Annotated in this window: 18 protein-coding genes and 1 riboswitch; of the genes, 4 read left to right on the top strand and 14 right to left on the bottom strand. The window is 35.6% G+C overall.

Features of this window, described 5'->3' with window-relative positions; genetic code table 11:
• Nucleotides 1-83: 83 nt before the first annotated feature.
• The 5 genes from IQ10_RS11870 to IQ10_RS11885 all read right to left on the bottom strand — a co-directional run bounded on the left by IQ10_RS11870 (nt 84) and on the right by IQ10_RS11885 (nt 3,910).
• Nucleotides 84-1,733, bottom strand: a complete 1,650-nt coding sequence (locus tag IQ10_RS11870) for a catalase (RefSeq protein WP_206751988.1) — start codon at nt 1,731-1,733, stop codon at nt 84-86.
• 128 nt (nt 1,734-1,861) lie between these two features.
• On the bottom strand, nt 1,862-2,482 hold the full coding sequence (locus tag IQ10_RS11875; protein ID WP_199757420.1) for a protein kinase family protein: 621 nt from the start codon (nt 2,480-2,482) through the stop codon (nt 1,862-1,864).
• Nucleotides 2,483-2,557: 75 nt separating this feature from the next.
• Entirely contained in the window at nt 2,558-3,004 is a 447-nt protein-coding gene (locus tag IQ10_RS11880) for a DUF6376 family protein (RefSeq protein WP_144450732.1), read from the bottom strand.
• Between the two features lie 62 nt (nt 3,005-3,066).
• Complete coding sequence (locus IQ10_RS18570; protein WP_277878012.1) at nt 3,067-3,198, bottom strand: hypothetical protein; 132 nt, start codon at nt 3,196-3,198, stop codon at nt 3,067-3,069.
• A 445-nt stretch (nt 3,199-3,643) separates the two neighbouring features.
• Nucleotides 3,644-3,910 carry a hypothetical protein gene (locus IQ10_RS11885; protein ID WP_144450733.1) on the bottom strand — a complete coding sequence of 89 codons (267 nt, stop codon included), beginning with the start codon at nt 3,908-3,910 and terminating at the stop codon, nt 3,644-3,646.
• Between the two features lie 209 nt (nt 3,911-4,119).
• Between IQ10_RS11885 and IQ10_RS11890 the strand changes: the two genes are divergently transcribed.
• Both IQ10_RS11890 and IQ10_RS11895 read left to right on the top strand, forming a co-directional pair.
• Nucleotides 4,120-4,848 carry a class I SAM-dependent methyltransferase gene (locus tag IQ10_RS11890; RefSeq protein WP_144450734.1) on the top strand — a complete coding sequence of 243 codons (729 nt, stop codon included), beginning with the start codon at nt 4,120-4,122 and terminating at the stop codon, nt 4,846-4,848.
• Between the two features lie 297 nt (nt 4,849-5,145).
• Nucleotides 5,146-5,232: riboswitch (cyclic di-GMP riboswitch) on the top strand.
• A 64-nt stretch (nt 5,233-5,296) separates the two neighbouring features.
• Entirely contained in the window at nt 5,297-5,611 is a 315-nt protein-coding gene (locus IQ10_RS11895) for a hypothetical protein (RefSeq protein WP_144450735.1), read from the top strand.
• Between the two features lie 184 nt (nt 5,612-5,795).
• On the opposite strand, the gene IQ10_RS11900 is transcribed toward IQ10_RS11895, so the two are convergent.
• From IQ10_RS11900 to IQ10_RS11920, 5 genes are all read right to left on the bottom strand, one after another.
• Nucleotides 5,796-6,641: a sulfurtransferase gene (locus tag IQ10_RS11900; RefSeq protein ID WP_144450736.1), complete on the bottom strand. Its 846-nt coding sequence runs from the start codon at nt 6,639-6,641 to the stop codon at nt 5,796-5,798.
• A gap of 130 nt (nt 6,642-6,771) precedes the next feature.
• Nucleotides 6,772-7,311 carry a TlpA family protein disulfide reductase gene (locus IQ10_RS11905; RefSeq protein WP_144450737.1) on the bottom strand — a complete coding sequence of 180 codons (540 nt, stop codon included), beginning with the start codon at nt 7,309-7,311 and terminating at the stop codon, nt 6,772-6,774.
• Complete coding sequence (locus IQ10_RS11910; RefSeq protein WP_144450738.1) at nt 7,308-8,021, bottom strand: hypothetical protein; 714 nt, start codon at nt 8,019-8,021, stop codon at nt 7,308-7,310. The genes IQ10_RS11905 and IQ10_RS11910 overlap by 4 nt, the downstream gene beginning before the upstream one ends.
• Before the next feature lie 72 nt (nt 8,022-8,093).
• The gene (locus IQ10_RS11915) at nt 8,094-8,390 is read right to left on the bottom strand and encodes a rhodanese-like domain-containing protein (RefSeq protein ID WP_144450739.1); all 297 of its coding nucleotides are present in this window, start codon (nt 8,388-8,390) and stop codon (nt 8,094-8,096) included.
• A gap of 103 nt (nt 8,391-8,493) precedes the next feature.
• Entirely contained in the window at nt 8,494-8,904 is a 411-nt protein-coding gene (locus tag IQ10_RS11920) for a sulfurtransferase (RefSeq protein WP_144450740.1), read from the bottom strand.
• A 355-nt stretch (nt 8,905-9,259) separates the two neighbouring features.
• Between IQ10_RS11920 and sda the strand changes: the two genes are divergently transcribed.
• On the top strand, nt 9,260-9,445 hold the full coding sequence (sda, locus tag IQ10_RS11925; protein WP_144450741.1) for a sporulation histidine kinase inhibitor Sda: 186 nt from the start codon (nt 9,260-9,262) through the stop codon (nt 9,443-9,445).
• Nucleotides 9,446-9,726: 281 nt separating this feature from the next.
• On the opposite strand, the gene IQ10_RS11930 is transcribed toward sda, so the two are convergent.
• Nucleotides 9,727-10,695 carry a bile acid:sodium symporter family protein gene (locus IQ10_RS11930; protein ID WP_144450742.1) on the bottom strand — a complete coding sequence of 323 codons (969 nt, stop codon included), beginning with the start codon at nt 10,693-10,695 and terminating at the stop codon, nt 9,727-9,729.
• A gap of 765 nt (nt 10,696-11,460) precedes the next feature.
• Here IQ10_RS11930 and IQ10_RS11935 point away from each other — a divergent pair.
• On the top strand, nt 11,461-12,642 hold the full coding sequence (locus tag IQ10_RS11935; protein WP_144450743.1) for a GTP-binding protein: 1,182 nt from the start codon (nt 11,461-11,463) through the stop codon (nt 12,640-12,642).
• A gap of 55 nt (nt 12,643-12,697) precedes the next feature.
• Here IQ10_RS11935 and IQ10_RS11940 read toward each other — a convergent pair whose 3' ends face one another.
• The 3 genes from IQ10_RS11940 to IQ10_RS11950 all read right to left on the bottom strand — a co-directional run bounded on the left by IQ10_RS11940 (nt 12,698) and on the right by IQ10_RS11950 (nt 15,578).
• Nucleotides 12,698-14,074 carry a YjiH family protein gene (locus IQ10_RS11940; protein ID WP_144450744.1) on the bottom strand — a complete coding sequence of 459 codons (1,377 nt, stop codon included), beginning with the start codon at nt 14,072-14,074 and terminating at the stop codon, nt 12,698-12,700.
• Between the two features lie 260 nt (nt 14,075-14,334).
• Nucleotides 14,335-15,246: a DMT family transporter gene (locus tag IQ10_RS11945; RefSeq protein ID WP_144450745.1), complete on the bottom strand. Its 912-nt coding sequence runs from the start codon at nt 15,244-15,246 to the stop codon at nt 14,335-14,337.
• A gap of 146 nt (nt 15,247-15,392) precedes the next feature.
• Nucleotides 15,393-15,578 (bottom strand): BshB3 potential contributor to bacillithiol synthesis, encoded by a 186-nt coding sequence (locus tag IQ10_RS11950; protein WP_144450746.1) that lies wholly within the window; start codon nt 15,576-15,578, stop codon nt 15,393-15,395.
• Nucleotides 15,579-15,698 lie beyond the last annotated feature (120 nt).

Here is a 15,698-nt window from a genome sequence, read left to right on the forward strand (position 1 = left end):
TGTTCTTATTATTGCCTTCACCCCGAAATAAATAACCCCTCTAGTTGAAGAAACTAGAGAGGTTATAATCCAAGCTTTCTCCATTAATAAGGATCTGCTTTGTGTCCTTTGCGTTGGGCACTATACATAGCTTTTTGGGCCTTAACAGTCGTTGTGTGCTTTTTGTTTTGATTTTTGTTAGCTTCTTTCGCTTTTGCTAAACCTTCTGATACACGTCTGCCATAGTCTGAATCAGCCTTTGTAAAATGTTCAATCATCTTTTCTTGAATTTTTTCATGACTAACTTCAAGTGCAGCAACTAGGTTAGAAATAAGCTCCTCTCTTTCCCACTCTTCAAACTGTCGATAGGTTTCTCCCACTTGTCCGTAATGATTCGTACGTTCAATAGGTTCGCGAACTAATTTATCGTTATAATGAGGTTCATGGACTTTCCCGACTTGTTTTGATTCTTGTAAACCATCAAGGACAGAAGGTTCATAATTCACATGCGGATTTCGACCAGAAGGAGTATCTACATAATAAGTACTCTGCCCGTCTCGCTGATTTGTTGCTACACGCTTTTTAGGTGCGTTAATTGGCAACTGTAAATAGTTTGCCCCAACTCGGTAGCGTTGTGTGTCCGAATAAGAAAACGTTCTGCCTTGTAGCATTTTGTCATCGGAGAAGTCAAGACCATCTACGAGCACACCTGTACCGAATGCTGCCTGCTCCACTTCTGCAAAATAATTTTCAGGATTTTTATTTAGCACCATTTTCCCTACTGGAAGGAATGGGAACTTATCTGTTGGCCATAACTTTGTATCATCAAGCGGATCAAAATCCAACTCAGGATGCTCATCATCACTCATTATCTGAATACATAGCTCCCATTCTGGAAAATCTCCTCTTTCGATCGCTTCATAAAGGTCTTGAGTAGCATGGCTCGTGTTTTCCGCTTGAATTTCTTCCGCTTCTTTTTGCGTAAGATTTCTAATCCCTTGGCTAAGAGGTTCCCAATGATATTTAACTAATACTGCTTCCCCATCTTGATTGACCCATTTGTACGTATTTACACCTGAGCCTTGCATTTGTCTGTAATTGGCAGGAATCCCCCAAGGAGAAAAAAGAAAAGTAATCATATGAAGTGATTCTGGTGACCCAGCAACAAAATCAAACATTCTCTCAGGATATTGAATATTTGATACTGGATCAGGCTTAAACGCATGAATCATATCTGGAAATTTTAAAGGATCACGAATAAAGAAGATTTTTAAATTGTTTCCAACTAGGTCCCAGTTGCCATCTTCCGTATAAAATTTCACGGCAAACCCTCTCGGATCACGGGCCGTTTCTGGAGATTCTTTTGCCCCTGCTACAGTTGAAAAACGAGCAAATACAGGTGTGCGTTTTCCAGGCTCATGAAATACCTTTGCACGAGTATATTTAGAGACGGGTTCATCGCCAACTTTACCATATGTTTCAAAATAACCGTGCGCACCTGCCCCACGAGCATGTACGACCCGCTCAGGAATACGTTCTCGGTCAAAATGTGATATTTTCTCAATATAGTCATAGTTCTCTAAAGTAGCAGGTCCCCTATTTCCTACCGTTCTTATATTTTGATTATCAGTGACTGGATGCCCTTGACGATTGGTTAATGACTCTTCTGTTTCACCTGTGCCTGTTCTGTGATCATTTGGACCACCTACCCCTTCAATAGATGTGTTCAATGTTTCTTCGTTTTTATTGTCCAATGTACATCCTCCTTCATATCATTTTCTAAAGGCATATACCATTTATGTCCAATAAAAATTCGAATAAACATGAGGAGACAGGTGTTTTTTTAAAGTTATTTTCCTACGATTCAAGTTTATAGAACCCCTTATCGTAAAAGAAATTTTGGAAAAAGCTTCTTTTTATATATAGCAGAGATGAGATTTAAGATAAATTCAGGTATTTTCTTTGGAAAGTACGTAAGAAAATAATATTTATAAAATGCCTTTTTCAAGTCTTTCCATTGGGTACAATCCTTTTGTTGCCTGAAGCGAGCAACATCGATAATCTTCACCTCTCCGTTATTAGAAATGAGTAAATTATGTAAATGAATATCAGAAGGATTCAGTCCGCTCTCTTTCGCTAAATAAAGGGCATGATCAATTTCCTCTACATGTTTTTTTGTTATTGGAATTCCAATTGTTAAACATTCAAATAAAGTGTGACCTTCAATAAAATCAATCACTATATAATTAGGGCCGCTTGCGTACAAATTTGGATAGTAAGAAATCCCTTTAAGTTCCTTATAAATTTCGGCTTCTTTCGTTGCAAGATGCTCAAATGGTGGATAAAAGACTTTGATCACTTGATTCGTTGATTGCAGTCTAAATACAAACGCACTTCGACCTGAACCTATGATTGATAGAGTCTCATCCTTACTTTTCACGTACATTCGGTCATTTTTCTTTTGAAACTTTACACTGCTTGCTAATTTATCGAGTGAATTCAATGTACTCGCTCTTTTCTGCTTAATTTATCAAGTAAGAGTGTGCGTTGATACGTTAAACATGATACAATTTGTCGTTTATTGACCCAATTGCTTCAATTGATTGATTAGACCATTTAATTCTGTGACTGTTTGAAGAAATTCCGTCTCTTCTAAGATACTTAAGTCCACATTTCCATCCTCTAAAATAGCTAGAGTCTGATTAATCCCTTGCTCTAATTTTTCACTTTCCATACTAATTTGATCATGAAGATCTAAAATCGCCTCTGGTGGAGTTAGTTCACTAAAATTCTGGATTTCTTGTTTCATTTCTATTAGGCCTTGTTCAAGTTCTTCTCTTATTTCCTGATCATTTATTGCTTGGTCAAGCATTGCTGGGACCTCTTCGGCAAATTGATTTATTTCAGCTAGGTAAGCAGTTGTTTCTTGTACGTATTCAACAGAATCAGTAAGTCCAGTTAGCTCAGAACATCCAGCTACAAATAAAAGGGAAAGTAAAGACAGTAATGCAATCATACGTTTCATTTACACACCTCCAAAGTTCTAGTTGCCTTTAAACGATTTTCTTTATTAGAACATACAGTCATTTACTTCTTCTTACCTACTCTTTTCTTCACTTCTTTCATGACAACTGGTAGTACTTTTTCTTGCGCAACCTTGACACCTTGTTTGAATGCCTTACTTTTAGCAATTTGGGTTAGTTTTGATAGTTTTGACATAACCTAATCTCCTTTTTCAATTCATATTCTCCAACAAAAAAGAGGTCCTCACCATTTAATAGTAAAGACCTCAACGCACAAAAAGACCTTTACCAGAATAAAATGGCAAAGGTCTCGCTAACAACATAAAGTTGCCAACAAAGCCGAGGATTAAATCCCGTAATGACGACTTTGCTGTCCAGCTACTCCCCTTTGGGAAAAATATCAAGTTTATTTGCTCTAATCATAGCGCAAGTTAGTAATTTGGTCAATTAATTCGTTTGATCTAAATGATTTTTATTAAATATAAAATATGTAATGCACTAACTGATTTTACTATCTTTTCACCATATTTCTAAAAAGAAAAGACTATTCTTTTTGAAAAAAACAAGGATAGCCTTTTATCAATTTATAAATATAGCGAATCTCTACGTAAACCTTTTAATCTATTTCATTTACTTTTATCCTACCACCAGAAGAAAGGAAGGAATGCCAAACTTGCTATTGCTCCTAATGCAAAGCCTGTGGCTAAGCCTAAGCCTGGTCTCCACCCCCAGCCCCAGCCATAACTGTATCCGCCAAAACTTTGTCCTCTTCCCATTGAACGAAGATATACATGCTCTCGATCTACTCGATCAATAATGCCCCGATGAACAGTTCCATCATGCATTCTAAGTTCTACAGCTCTTCCAATACCTTGACAACACATTCGATAATGATGCTCCGCTGACATATATGCAAAACCTCCAATATAGTTATAATGGTCATGCTCTTTAACAGGTTATGTCCATTATCCTGTTTTGGAATAGTTAGAAGCACAAGGCGATAGTGGAAAAAGCGATATAATTCCAACATACGCCATTTCTATTTGGTGTAGTGTCATAATTTGCAAGCTTTTCATAAAATACTCCATCTTATAATGATTAAAAAGGAGTCGATAACGTGAGAATTTCATATCAAGATGCCTTAGCATTTTTCAATATTGAGGGAGCGCACCCTGGTGGAATGACTGTGACTAAAAAAATTCTTCAAAACGAATTAATAGGTGGCCATTCTAAGATTCTTGATGCAGGCTGTGGAACTGGTCAAACGTCCAGCTATTTAGCCAAAACATATGATTGTGAAGTGTATGCCATCGATAATCATCCTGAAATGATGAAAAGAGCAGCTCAAAGATTCTTAAAAGAAAATGCAAATGTAAAAGTGTTTAATGGGACGATTGAAAACCTTCCGTTCCAAAATGATTCATTTGATTATATTTTGGCAGAATCCTCGACTGCTTTTACTCATATCCCTTCATCACTCGCAGAATATATTCGAGTACTTAAACCTAGAGGGACATTACTTACTATAGACATGACAGCTGAACAACAGCTCAGTAAAAAGGAACAAGCAGAAATCATTCATTTTTATGACATGCAAAAGATCTTAACTGAAGAAGATTGGGTAAAAGCATTTCATACTGCTGGATTCAAAACCGTCGAAGTCCTAAGATCTCATTCCGTTTTTCAGGAATTAGATGAATATATCGTAGAAGAAGATGTAGATCTAGAGCCACTTCTTTTTGAACAATCCAATCCAATTTATGATGAAGTCCTCCAAACTCATCAAAATTTATTGTTTTCTTATGGAGATAAATTAGGCTATCGTGTTTTCAAGGTTAAAAAGTGACTACCATGACGAGAGTTGAAAAGCCGATTTATTTATAAGACAGATAAATTTTAGATTGAATGTAGCATGTACCTTCATCAAAATCATATAAAACTTTCATAAGCTTCTATTCTCAATCTAGAATGAAAAAGCATGATTCTTTTTCTATCTAACTAGAAACGAACCAACTATTACACAGAAAAATGCATATACAAATATTATCTAAACAATCATTTCATATAGGCCTCTAGTATTATTAAACTAGAATAAGTATGTAAATTACCATTTACTTTTAGCATGATTATTTCTATAATAACTTGATAGAAAAGGCAAACTTATTGAAAAATGAGGACGCAAAGCTATAGGGACTAAGGAATTCAATTTTTATGTCAGCCAGCTGCCTAATTTGAAACACTCCTAAGACTCGAGTTTTCATTAGGCTTTATATTTAATACAGGAGTGTTGCTAGTTGAAATATCATGAACCAGAATTAAAAGAAGTTATTAAGCAGTTTGAACAATTGCTTAACAGGACCCCTGACAAGCCAGAGCATGTGATTACATTTAAAATTTTTCTAAGACAACTCTTAAGAGTAAAACCAAAGCAAATAAACTTACCTGCAGCTGAAATCATTGCTGTTTTAAAAAATGACAAGCCGCAAATTTTTAGAACCCTTAAGCTACAATCAACTGATATTGCTTACCTTCACTATTTAACGAATATCAATATGGATTATCATACTGCTAACAAAAAACTTACTTCTCTTAAAGAATCGCTCAATTGAAGAATTTTTTTATCTGCTATATGATCAACTAAGATTAATGAAAGTATACATGTCTAGCAACTTATCACGAGCTATTACAATTACACATACTTTACCTCAAAAGCGCAAAATTACAATTAGTATAGTTAAAAAACAAACTAGCTTGGAATGAATCTAAGCTAGTTTGTTCTTTAACGTTCGGCATTTAATTTTTGTTGGATTCAATTGGATAATTTTCGTGAGTGATCCAGTCACTCCAACTACCCGAGTAGAGCTTAACATTAGCGTATCCAGCCTTTTTTAATGCGAGAATGTTCGGGCAAGCGGAAATACCAGATCCGCAGTATACAATGATTTCTTTATCTAAAGGCACGTCAGAAAAATTCTTTCTAATTTCCTCAGTGTTTTTCCAAGATCCATCTGACTTTAGAACGTCTTTCCAAAAATGATTGACTGCACCTGGTATATGCCCAGCAACTCGGTCGATCGGTTCTTCAATTCCCAAATATCGATTTGCTTCTCTTGAATCAATTAAAATAGTATCTGGATTATGCAATCTTTCTTTTACATAACTCGCATCCACCCATTCCCACTTCTCATTTATTTCTGGTGTGATTGTTTTAGGTTTCGTTCTAGGTATATCTTTTGTGATTTCGTAGCCTTCAGCGAGCCATTTTGAATATCCCCCGTCTAGAATACCAACCTTATTATGTCCAAGGCGTTTCATTAACCACCAAAAACGAGAGGCCATCATTCCTCCTTGGTCATCATAAACAACAACATTTGTATCGTCACCAATTCCGATATTCCCCATCTTTTCGGCCAGTTCATTTAAGTCAGGTAATGGGTGCCTACCACCATGCTCCTTAATCAAAGAGGATAAATCATCTTTTAAATCAACATGAACCGCTTCAGGAATATGACCATCAAAATAATCCTTTTTACCTGCTTCAGGATCTGCTAAATGAAACCTTGCATCAACAATAACGAGATTATTTTTCTTTTCTTTTAACTCATTATATAACCATTTCACTTTAACAATATCATCCATCTTGAACACCTTCTTAATTTTTATTGAACTTGCTTAAATATATAGAAATCAGTAATTAAATTAAATTCAATATGAAACGAACAAATTCCTTCTGTACACAACTTACTGTATGTACCATTTTATTTTCTCCTTATTCATTCTCTATATTTTCTAGCACTCGAATCATCATTTCTTCGTTCATTGGCCCCACGTTCACATGCCTAATGACACCTTCTCCATCTATAAATAAAGATGTTGGCAATGGCTGAATATTATAGAGTGACGCTATATCTCTTGTTTCATCAAGCAAGATTGGAAATGACAAATCCATATTCTCTACAAATTCCTGTACATCATTTTGTGAAGATTCCGTTGACGTGAGATTAACAGCTAAAATTTCGATATCATGATTCACGTAAAATCTCTCCATTTCTGGCATCTCCGCTCGGCAAGGCGGACACCATGTTGCCCAAAAATTTATCATAACAGGTTGACCTTCAAAATCAGCTTGGGAAATGGCAGCCCCTTCTAGTGTTTTCAACGTAAAGGGTGGTGCTTGCTCGCCGACAGTTGTACCAAATGAATTTGCTCCATTATGAACCACTTCCGCTCCCTTTTCTGTTTCAGGTATAGTAAATGTTGACCAACCTACTAATAGAACCAAAATGACAATAACGCCCCATTCCCTCACTTGATCAACTCCTGACTTTGGTTATTCTTTAGCATAGATGACGTTGCAAATAGCCCTATAAAAGCAATAAGGAAGTAAAACCAAAAAGGCACCGCAACTCCCATCATCCTTGTTGTCACCATCATCGAAAGTAGGCCGTGACTTCCCCCGTACATGACAAGTAAGCGTGAAAGCATAAGCTTAGATACTACCTTTTTTCTCTTTAGCCATAAAAAGATCACAAGAATGGTTACATTTAGAATCATTTGATAGAGACTAACAGGATGTCCTATGTAAAATGGAATGTCAATCTCACTCCTATAGTCTACAAAAGGATGAAAAGATAGATAGACTGTTTCAATGACCATATAACTACTGAAAAAATAAAGAAACAAAAGATCCCTATTTAGATTCTTCTTCCAGCTCATCCACAAGAAATAAATAAAGATAAACAACCAAGCAATCATCCATTCCTTTGAACCACTAGGCATTGCAAGCACTGCAATTGGATCTTGCACGGTAATCATTGGATAAACGAGCAACGTAGAAAATTGAAAGGTGATGAAAAAGCAAAAAATACCGTTCCAATACGTTTCTTTCAGTTCTTCTTGGCCTGTTAACTCATGATGAAAGAGCTGCTTACTTAGATACAATCCACCGATTATGATGGCTATAATTAATAACCAAGCATGTTTAATCATAAATGGTCCCACTGTCCATATTCCGTCCACCAAACCACCTCGCTCCTAAATTTTTCAGAAAAAGCTGTTCAACGTATGAACAGCTCGAATAGGTGTAAATCATTATTCAGTTGGCCCAGACCACTCCATCATACCACCAGTCATGTTAATTACTTTAAATCCATGACTTTCAAGAAATGTACAAGCTCTTGAACTTCTGGCTCCAGAACGACATACCATAATATATTCCTTTGCTTTATCTAGTTCATTCATTTTAAATTCAATTAATCCTAAAGGAATATGCATCGCAGTTGGAATTTTACCAGTTTGGACTTCTTCTACCTCGCGCACATCGATCATATGAATTGGTTTCTTTTCTTTTAACAAGACCTCTACTTCGTTCGGCATAATTTGTTTCATTGTACATTTATAACGATTCCTGAATTAATCATGGAATACACGCCTCTCTACTTTTAGTTAACAACACGACCTAGACAATTTTTCACTCTTCAAACACTTTCTTTTAATAATCTAATGCTTCTTTCTTATATCTATATCCACAAGGGCATTCCTCTATTTCATAGCTTGTCACATTAAAATCCTTTCTTAATAAAAAACGCACTCCTAAATTCAGTTCTAATCTATTCGTCGCAATGACGTGTAAATTTTCACGGGGAATTCCCGAGTAATAGCGTTTCAAATAGGCATAAGGAATTCTTACTGTACCATTAATTTCATCATGCATCCCTATATTAAAATCTCTAATATCAACGATGACAGTGTTAGAATCATTCAAGCCAATTTCTAGACAAGGAATATTCTTAAGAGGATAATAGCGTTTATATAGACTAACAATGAACAGTAGCAACAAAATGAAGAGTATATAAAGAATATTAAACACCCCCTTAAAAAGAATCTTTTTATTTATACGCATATATTATACCTAATAGGGTATGTAGTCAAGTCTAGTAGCTCGCAAAATGTGTGAGTTTTGTGTAGCGCTGATAAAAGGCACCTATAAGACAGAGCTCTGCACAACAATTGGATCAAATTATTCTGTACTATCAAAGGCTAAACTTTTTGGTGCAAAATGAATTCTTATGTCTCTCCCCACTCATTTAATGGTTATTTCCATAATCAAAACTGGAAAAACATCCAATTAAAATGAAAGAAGATGAGGATTAATGAAAGTTTGCTTAAGGTTTTTGACACTTTTTGAATGATTATGTTAGAAAATTGTCAAATTTATATGAATGTGACGCTTTTATAGACTAACAAACTGCGGTAAAATGGCTAAAGGAAAAAGGGAAGAAAGGAAGAAAAATATGCTTGGTTGCTTAGATGATGAAGCGGTTCTAGAAGCTTATTACAGATCGATTGAATTAAATTTAGATGAGGATTTTATTTTTATTTTAAAACAAGAGCTAGATCAAAGAAATATACATATAGACCCAAAAAAACAAAACGTTAGTTGAACTTACGTTTTGTTTTTTTTCTTATTTTTATCACAATTAGCGATCCATATGATAAACTCTTGCTCCCTTTTTGTTAGTTTACGACCTAATTTGTTTTGAAAAACATTTTTTAAATATGATGCCTTTACCATATTAATCAACCATCTCACTCCTCCACCATAATATAATACAATTCCGATCTATTTACAATGATTTAAGTGTATTTAAAAACCATTTATTCACATTATCTAAACGGTCAAAGGTCTTAGCGTTAGCTAAGACCTTTGACTTACACAACCTTTTTATAAAGAACGAGTTGTTTTTTCTGTATCCTTTATTCCTTTATGTGAATCATGACGTGCCCATAACGTCACAAGAGCTGGTCCTGAAATATTGTGCCAGACTGAAAAAAGCGCACTTGGTAAAGCTGCTAATGGTGAAAAATGGACAGTTGCTAAAGATGCACCGAGACCAGAATTTTGCATTCCAACCTCTAGTGAAATCGCTCTACGCTTTGCTTCATCTAGACCAACTAATTTTGCTGTGACATATCCTAAAAATAACCCAATCATATTATGTAACATGACCGCAAGGAACAATAATAATCCAGTAGTAGCGATATTCTCTTGATTTGCCCCAACAACTGCTGACACAATGGCTAATATAGCAATGATGGAGATGATTGGCAATGCTGAAGTCCCTTTCTCTACAACAGTCGGTAAGAGCTTATTCACTATAATTCCTAAAGTGATTGGAATGATGATGACCTTTACAATAGAAGTAAACATGGCAAAAGCATCAACAGGAAGCCATTGACCAGCAAGGATTAACAAAATAAGTGGTGTTAAAATTGGAGCGAGCAAGGTCGAAATGGATGTCATTGCAACGGATAATGGAAGATCTCCTTTTGCTAAATACACCATCACATTTGATGCAGTTCCTCCTGGGCAAGCTCCAACTAATATGAGTCCTGCTGCCAGCTCAGGCGGTAAATTCAATAACAGAGCTAAACCGAATGCTGTAAGTGGCATAATCACAAACTGTGCAACAACACCTATAAAAACAGGAACAGGTTTTTTCGCCACTACTGCAAAATCAGATAATTTTAGCGTTAACCCCATTCCAAACATGACGATTCCAAGGAGTAGTGTGATGTGTGGAACAATCCACGTAAATGATGCTGGTGATAAATAAGCGACGATACTAATGAAAATAACAATAATAGCAAAATACCTACTTACAAATTGACTAAACGATCTTAAACCTTGCATACTGTTGATCCCCCGATGACTTTTTATTTGTAATTCTCTTACTATTCTATATAAATCTAGTTAATTAATCAAAAAAAGATTTAACATTCTTACAATGTGAAGAAACATTCTTTAAAACAAAAAAAGCTTTCTGCTACCGATTCAAATAAATAGTAGCAAAAGCTTGTCCTTAATTGTTTTAAAAAACCTTTATTTATCTTTTTCCTATTACTTTACCGTTAGAGAAGCTCTCTTATCTACTCTTTTCTATCCTTCTTATCCATAACTTGTAATTATTAGCTGCTTGCTGACAAATTAATTCAAAACGCTCTTTTGCACTCATTTTTCGCCACTCTCCTACATGAATATTCATAATTAAAAACTCCTCTCAATTAAATTGGTGTAGGTAGCCTTATGATATGACGATTTATTCAATGTTATTTTGGAACGGTGTCTATACTTGTATTGGACTTTCAAATCATTTTAGACAATTGTGCTTATCTTTATTTCAGTTTTAATAACAGTGTACAAGCTTCCATTCACCTTTTTCCATCTTTATCCTTTTTATATCCTTATTTGTCTCACACAAAACCTTTTTTCTGAAAATTTTAATCTTTTTTGATGTCAAAATGTTTTTCTACAAACATTCGTCTTCTCTTTACAAGAAAAGAAAACAAAGCTACAATATAAATCGTAATAATTACTATTTAAAGAAATTAGATCGTACGACTTTAAATATGTTTCCCTTAACTGGCATGTTTAAATGTTTCCAAGGAGGATATTTCCATGAAAAAAATACCTGTCACTGTCCTAAGTGGCTATTTAGGAGCAGGAAAAACAACATTACTCAACCATATTTTAACAAACCGCGAAGGATTAAAAGTAGCTGTGATTGTTAATGACATGAGTGAAATAAACATTGATGCAACACTTGTCAAAAACAATGGCTTTTCAAGGACAGAGGAAAAATTAGTAGAGCTACAAAATGGCTGTATTTGCTGTACTCTGCGTGAAGATTTAATGCAAGAGGTTGAACGGATCGTTGATGCTGGAGATATTGATTACATCGTAATTGAATCGTCTGGAATTAGTGAACCTGTTCCTGTCGCTCAAACGTTTACGTATATTGATGAAGAACTTGGAATTGATTTAACACAAAAATGTACACTCGATACGATGGTTACCGTTGTTGATGCAAATCACTTTTGGGAAGATTATGGATCAGGTGAATCCCTACTTGACCGAAAGCAAGGAACAGACGAATCTGATACGCGAGAAGTTGCAGACCTTCTCATTGACCAGATTGAATTTGCTGATGTCATTATCCTTAATAAAGTCGACATGTTAGAGGAAATTGATCAAAAAGAACTAATGGATTTTATGCGAAAGTTAAATGCAGACGCAGATATTATACCTACCTCCTATTCGAAAGTAGAATTACCTAGTATCTTACATACAAGAAAATTTGATTTTGAAAAAGCAAGTCAGTCAGCTGGTTGGATAAAAGAATTAAATGAAGAGCATACACCTGAGACAGAGGAATATGGCATCTCTTCATTCGTTTACCGTAGAAGAAAACCATTTCATCCAGAAAGACTGATGACATGGATGGAAGAATGGCCTGTTGATGTTGTACGAGCAAAAGGCTTCATCTGGATCGCGACGCGTAATAATATGGCAGGTATGGTTTCACAAGCTGGTTCTGCTGTGACCATTCAAGGTGCAGGGGAATGGGTGGCTGCCTATTCAGAAGCAGAAAAGCAGCAAACATTACTGGAAGAACCTGAACTTCAAGCAAAATGGGATCCAGAATACGGCGATCGAATGACAGAACTCGTGTTAATTGGTATTGATATGAATCACGAACAAGTTGCTGCCTCTCTTGATCAATGTTTATTAACAGATCATGAAATGACCCAAGATTGGACGCAATTCCCTGATCCTCTTCCACAATATGTTGAGGCATAAACGACATAAAGGCTGTTGAGATTGATCTCAACAGCCATTTTATTGCATCTCTTATTTAAAAGATTAAATGTGCGATAGCTACAACAATCGGTAACGTGATTAATGTTCTTTCTAAAAAAATAATCACTAAATCGGTAAACGTAACTGGTAGTTTTGATGCTAATAACAGGCCACCAACTTCAGACATGTAAATGAGTTGCGTGACAGACACACATGCAATTACAAAACGCGTAAATTCACTTTCAATTCCACTACCAATAACGGCTGGCAAAAACATGTCCGCAAAGCCGATCACCATTGTTTGCGCAGCCTCTGCCGCTTCAGGAACTTGCATCAGATTTAACAATGGTACAAAAGGCGCTCCGAGCAGTTGAAAAAGAGGTGTTTGTTCCGCAATGATTAAAGCAAGTGTACCAAATGCCATGACAACTGGAGTCACGCCAAACCATAAATCAACAACATTTTTTATTCCACCTTTTGCCGTCTCTCCAAATCCTTTATTCATTTTGGCACGCTCAACGGCTTTAACGAGGCCATAACGAAAGGCACTCTGTCCGTTTAATGGACTCTCTTCCACACTCTCTTGATTTTCAATAAAATACGTATCTGGCTTTCTTGAAAGCGGTGGAATTCGTGGACAAATTAAAGCCGCTGCTAATCCAGCAAGAATAATAGTGAAATAATAAGGGATAAACAAATGTCCAAGATCCATATACGTCAAGATGACAATACTAAACGTAATCGAAACAACAGAGAAGGTCGTACTAATAACCGCTGCTTCACGTCTCGTATAAAAACCTTCTTCATATTGATTATTTGTTAACATCACACCAACCGTTCCATCCCCCATCCATGAAGCTAAGCAGTCAATCGAGGATCGACCAGGCAGGGTAAATAGCGGCCTCATTACTCTATCTAGTAAACGACCAAATAATTCAAGTAGACCGAAATTTAATAAAAGCGGTAGAAATAATCCAGCAAATAAAAAGACTGTAAACAGCAATGGAATGAGATCATACAATAACAGACCACCCGTATTTTCAGACCAAATCCACTCTGGACCTAATTCAAAAAGAGTCATCACTGCAAATACAAACCCTAAGATTCTAACAAACCACCAGCCTCGATGAACGAGAAATAACCCTTTTAAAAAACGATTTTTCATCATGACGTCTGGCTTCATAAACGTCACCCAGCTTGTTAAAAGGGCAACAATAAATAAAATCACTGTCATTGTAAATGGTAAGGCTTCATATAATAAGCCTTCTACATAACTTGCCATTAATGCGACAGGGATTGTGATACCTTCTTCATTTGGTATTGGAACCATAAATAGAAAAACCCCAAGTAATGAAGGCAAAATAAAAAGCAGATATTCCTTTAACGAAAAACGTCCTTGTTCATGAGACTTTTTCGATTCTTTTCCTTCCATTGTATCTCCTCCTACTATCAAAACAGTCAATCAGTATAAAGAAACAAGATAGTATTGTATTGTCGCTAATACCGCTCGACATTATTTAAAATCAATGCACCACTACTTAACATAATGAAACACAGGCTAATGAGCACAATACTCATTAGCCTGTGTTTCAATTATATATATTAGCTTCAAAAAGAGCGAATGTCGAGTCTACATTTATATTTATAAAGATAAGTAGATTATTCATCAAACTATATCGATTCACAATTAAACTACATAACCTCTTTTTCCTTTTGTATCTTCTTGAAACCTACTGCTCTATCCTGCTTCCCTTTCCTCGTCCAATTCACTAAGAAAATACCAACAAAAATGAACACAGCACCAACTAATACATTCCATGTTAATCTCTCACCAAGTAATAACCAGCCTGAAATCACGCCAAAAAAGGGTGCTAAAAACAGAAATGCACTTACTTTGCCTGGATCGCCATTTTGAATAAGATAAAACCAAACGGCAAATTGGACAATTGATGCCATGAGCGTTAACCATACTAGGATAAAAATAGAGTCAACATTGATTGTAAAATGTGGATTCTCCATTAGGAAGCTTAACATTAAAAGGATAAGCCCTCCAAATAACATTTGATAGGCTGTCAATACCCATGTATCAAGTTGCTTGGCATATGTTTTGATAAGCAACGTCCCTACTGCCCAAGAAATTGCAGAACATATACCTAAAATAGTTCCAACTCTCAATTCTAGATTCGCGCCAATCGTAATATAAACTCCAACAAATCCTAAAAGAACGCCTACCCATTGGCGAAGATTATATTTCATTTTCAAAATAAATGTACCAAATACTACAACTAATAAAGGATTTGTAAATGTAAGGATTGATAACTCCCCAGAAGGAACGGTTTGCAACCCTACAAAAATACATCCCATCACACCTGCAGTTTGAAAAAATCCTATCGAAACAATTTTGATCCAATCGGAAATAGAATCTGGATGTCGTCGTTTAAGTAACAGGACAATAATAGCCATCATGATGCCTGCAAATGTAAATCGTAATGCCACTAAGAAAATGGGTGAAGAGTATTCCAAACCAATTTTTCCTATCGCAAATGCTGAGCCCATTAACGCAGTTGTTAATACTACAAGAAAGCTATATAAAAGCTTGTTCATATCCTTCTCCTACAAACTAAAGGACAGATAGCCTGTCCCGTTAGTTCTCCTCGTATCTACGGTGAAATGTTTTTACATTTCTAACTTTGTTAAATTAAAGCAATCAGTTCTATTAATAAATTAGCTTCTCATTTTCTTATTCTTTCCTATAAGAACATCCAAAAAACACCGATTACAATAACGATAACGGGAATCAATCCAATATAAATATATGAAAGATTTTTAATCGTCCTCTGACTACCGTAATTAGGGTCTTGGGCTTTTGTAAGAGCCAATGTAATCACAAGTGCAATAACGCACACAATCATGGCTAAAATAATTAAAAAAGTCATCTTGTTTCTCCTTTTTCGCTTTAGTTGAGGATTAGAACTCTCACCATCTAATATTTCTTAAGAACTAGACTTAAATAGGGTCTCTTTCTATTTTAGAAAAAATAGGATCAAATGAAGCCA

This window comes from Halalkalibacter nanhaiisediminis (assembly GCF_007830185.1).
GTDB classification, from domain to species: domain Bacteria; phylum Bacillota; class Bacilli; order Bacillales; family Bacillaceae_D; genus Halalkalibacter; species Halalkalibacter nanhaiisediminis.

Bases quoted from the DNA above. Each gene is read 5' to 3' on its own strand.
- IQ10_RS11915 (WP_144450739.1), bottom strand. From the start codon at position 8,390: ATGAAACAAATTATGCCGAACGAAGTAGAGGTCTTGTTAAAAGAAAAG.
- IQ10_RS18570 (WP_277878012.1), bottom strand. From the start codon at position 3,198: ATGTCAAAACTATCAAAACTAACCCAAATTGCTAAAAGTAAGGCATTC.
- sda (WP_144450741.1), top strand. From the start codon at position 9,260: ATGGCTAAAGGAAAAAGGGAAGAAAGGAAGAAAAATATGCTTGGTTGC.
- IQ10_RS11930 (WP_144450742.1), bottom strand. From the start codon at position 10,695: ATGCAAGGTTTAAGATCGTTTAGTCAATTTGTAAGTAGGTATTTTGCT.
- IQ10_RS11900 (WP_144450736.1), bottom strand. From the start codon at position 6,641: ATGGATGATATTGTTAAAGTGAAATGGTTATATAATGAGTTAAAAGAA.
- IQ10_RS11940 (WP_144450744.1), bottom strand. From the start codon at position 14,074: ATGGAAGGAAAAGAATCGAAAAAGTCTCATGAACAAGGACGTTTTTCG.
- IQ10_RS11880 (WP_144450732.1), bottom strand. From the start codon at position 3,004: ATGAAACGTATGATTGCATTACTGTCTTTACTTTCCCTTTTATTTGTA.
- IQ10_RS11945 (WP_144450745.1), bottom strand. From the start codon at position 15,246: ATGAACAAGCTTTTATATAGCTTTCTTGTAGTATTAACAACTGCGTTA.
- IQ10_RS11950 (WP_144450746.1), bottom strand. From the start codon at position 15,578: ATGACTTTTTTAATTATTTTAGCCATGATTGTGTGCGTTATTGCACTT.
- IQ10_RS11935 (WP_144450743.1), top strand. From the start codon at position 11,461: ATGAAAAAAATACCTGTCACTGTCCTAAGTGGCTATTTAGGAGCAGGA.
- IQ10_RS11920 (WP_144450740.1), bottom strand. From the start codon at position 8,904: ATGCGTATAAATAAAAAGATTCTTTTTAAGGGGGTGTTTAATATTCTT.
- IQ10_RS11885 (WP_144450733.1), bottom strand. From the start codon at position 3,910: ATGTCAGCGGAGCATCATTATCGAATGTGTTGTCAAGGTATTGGAAGA.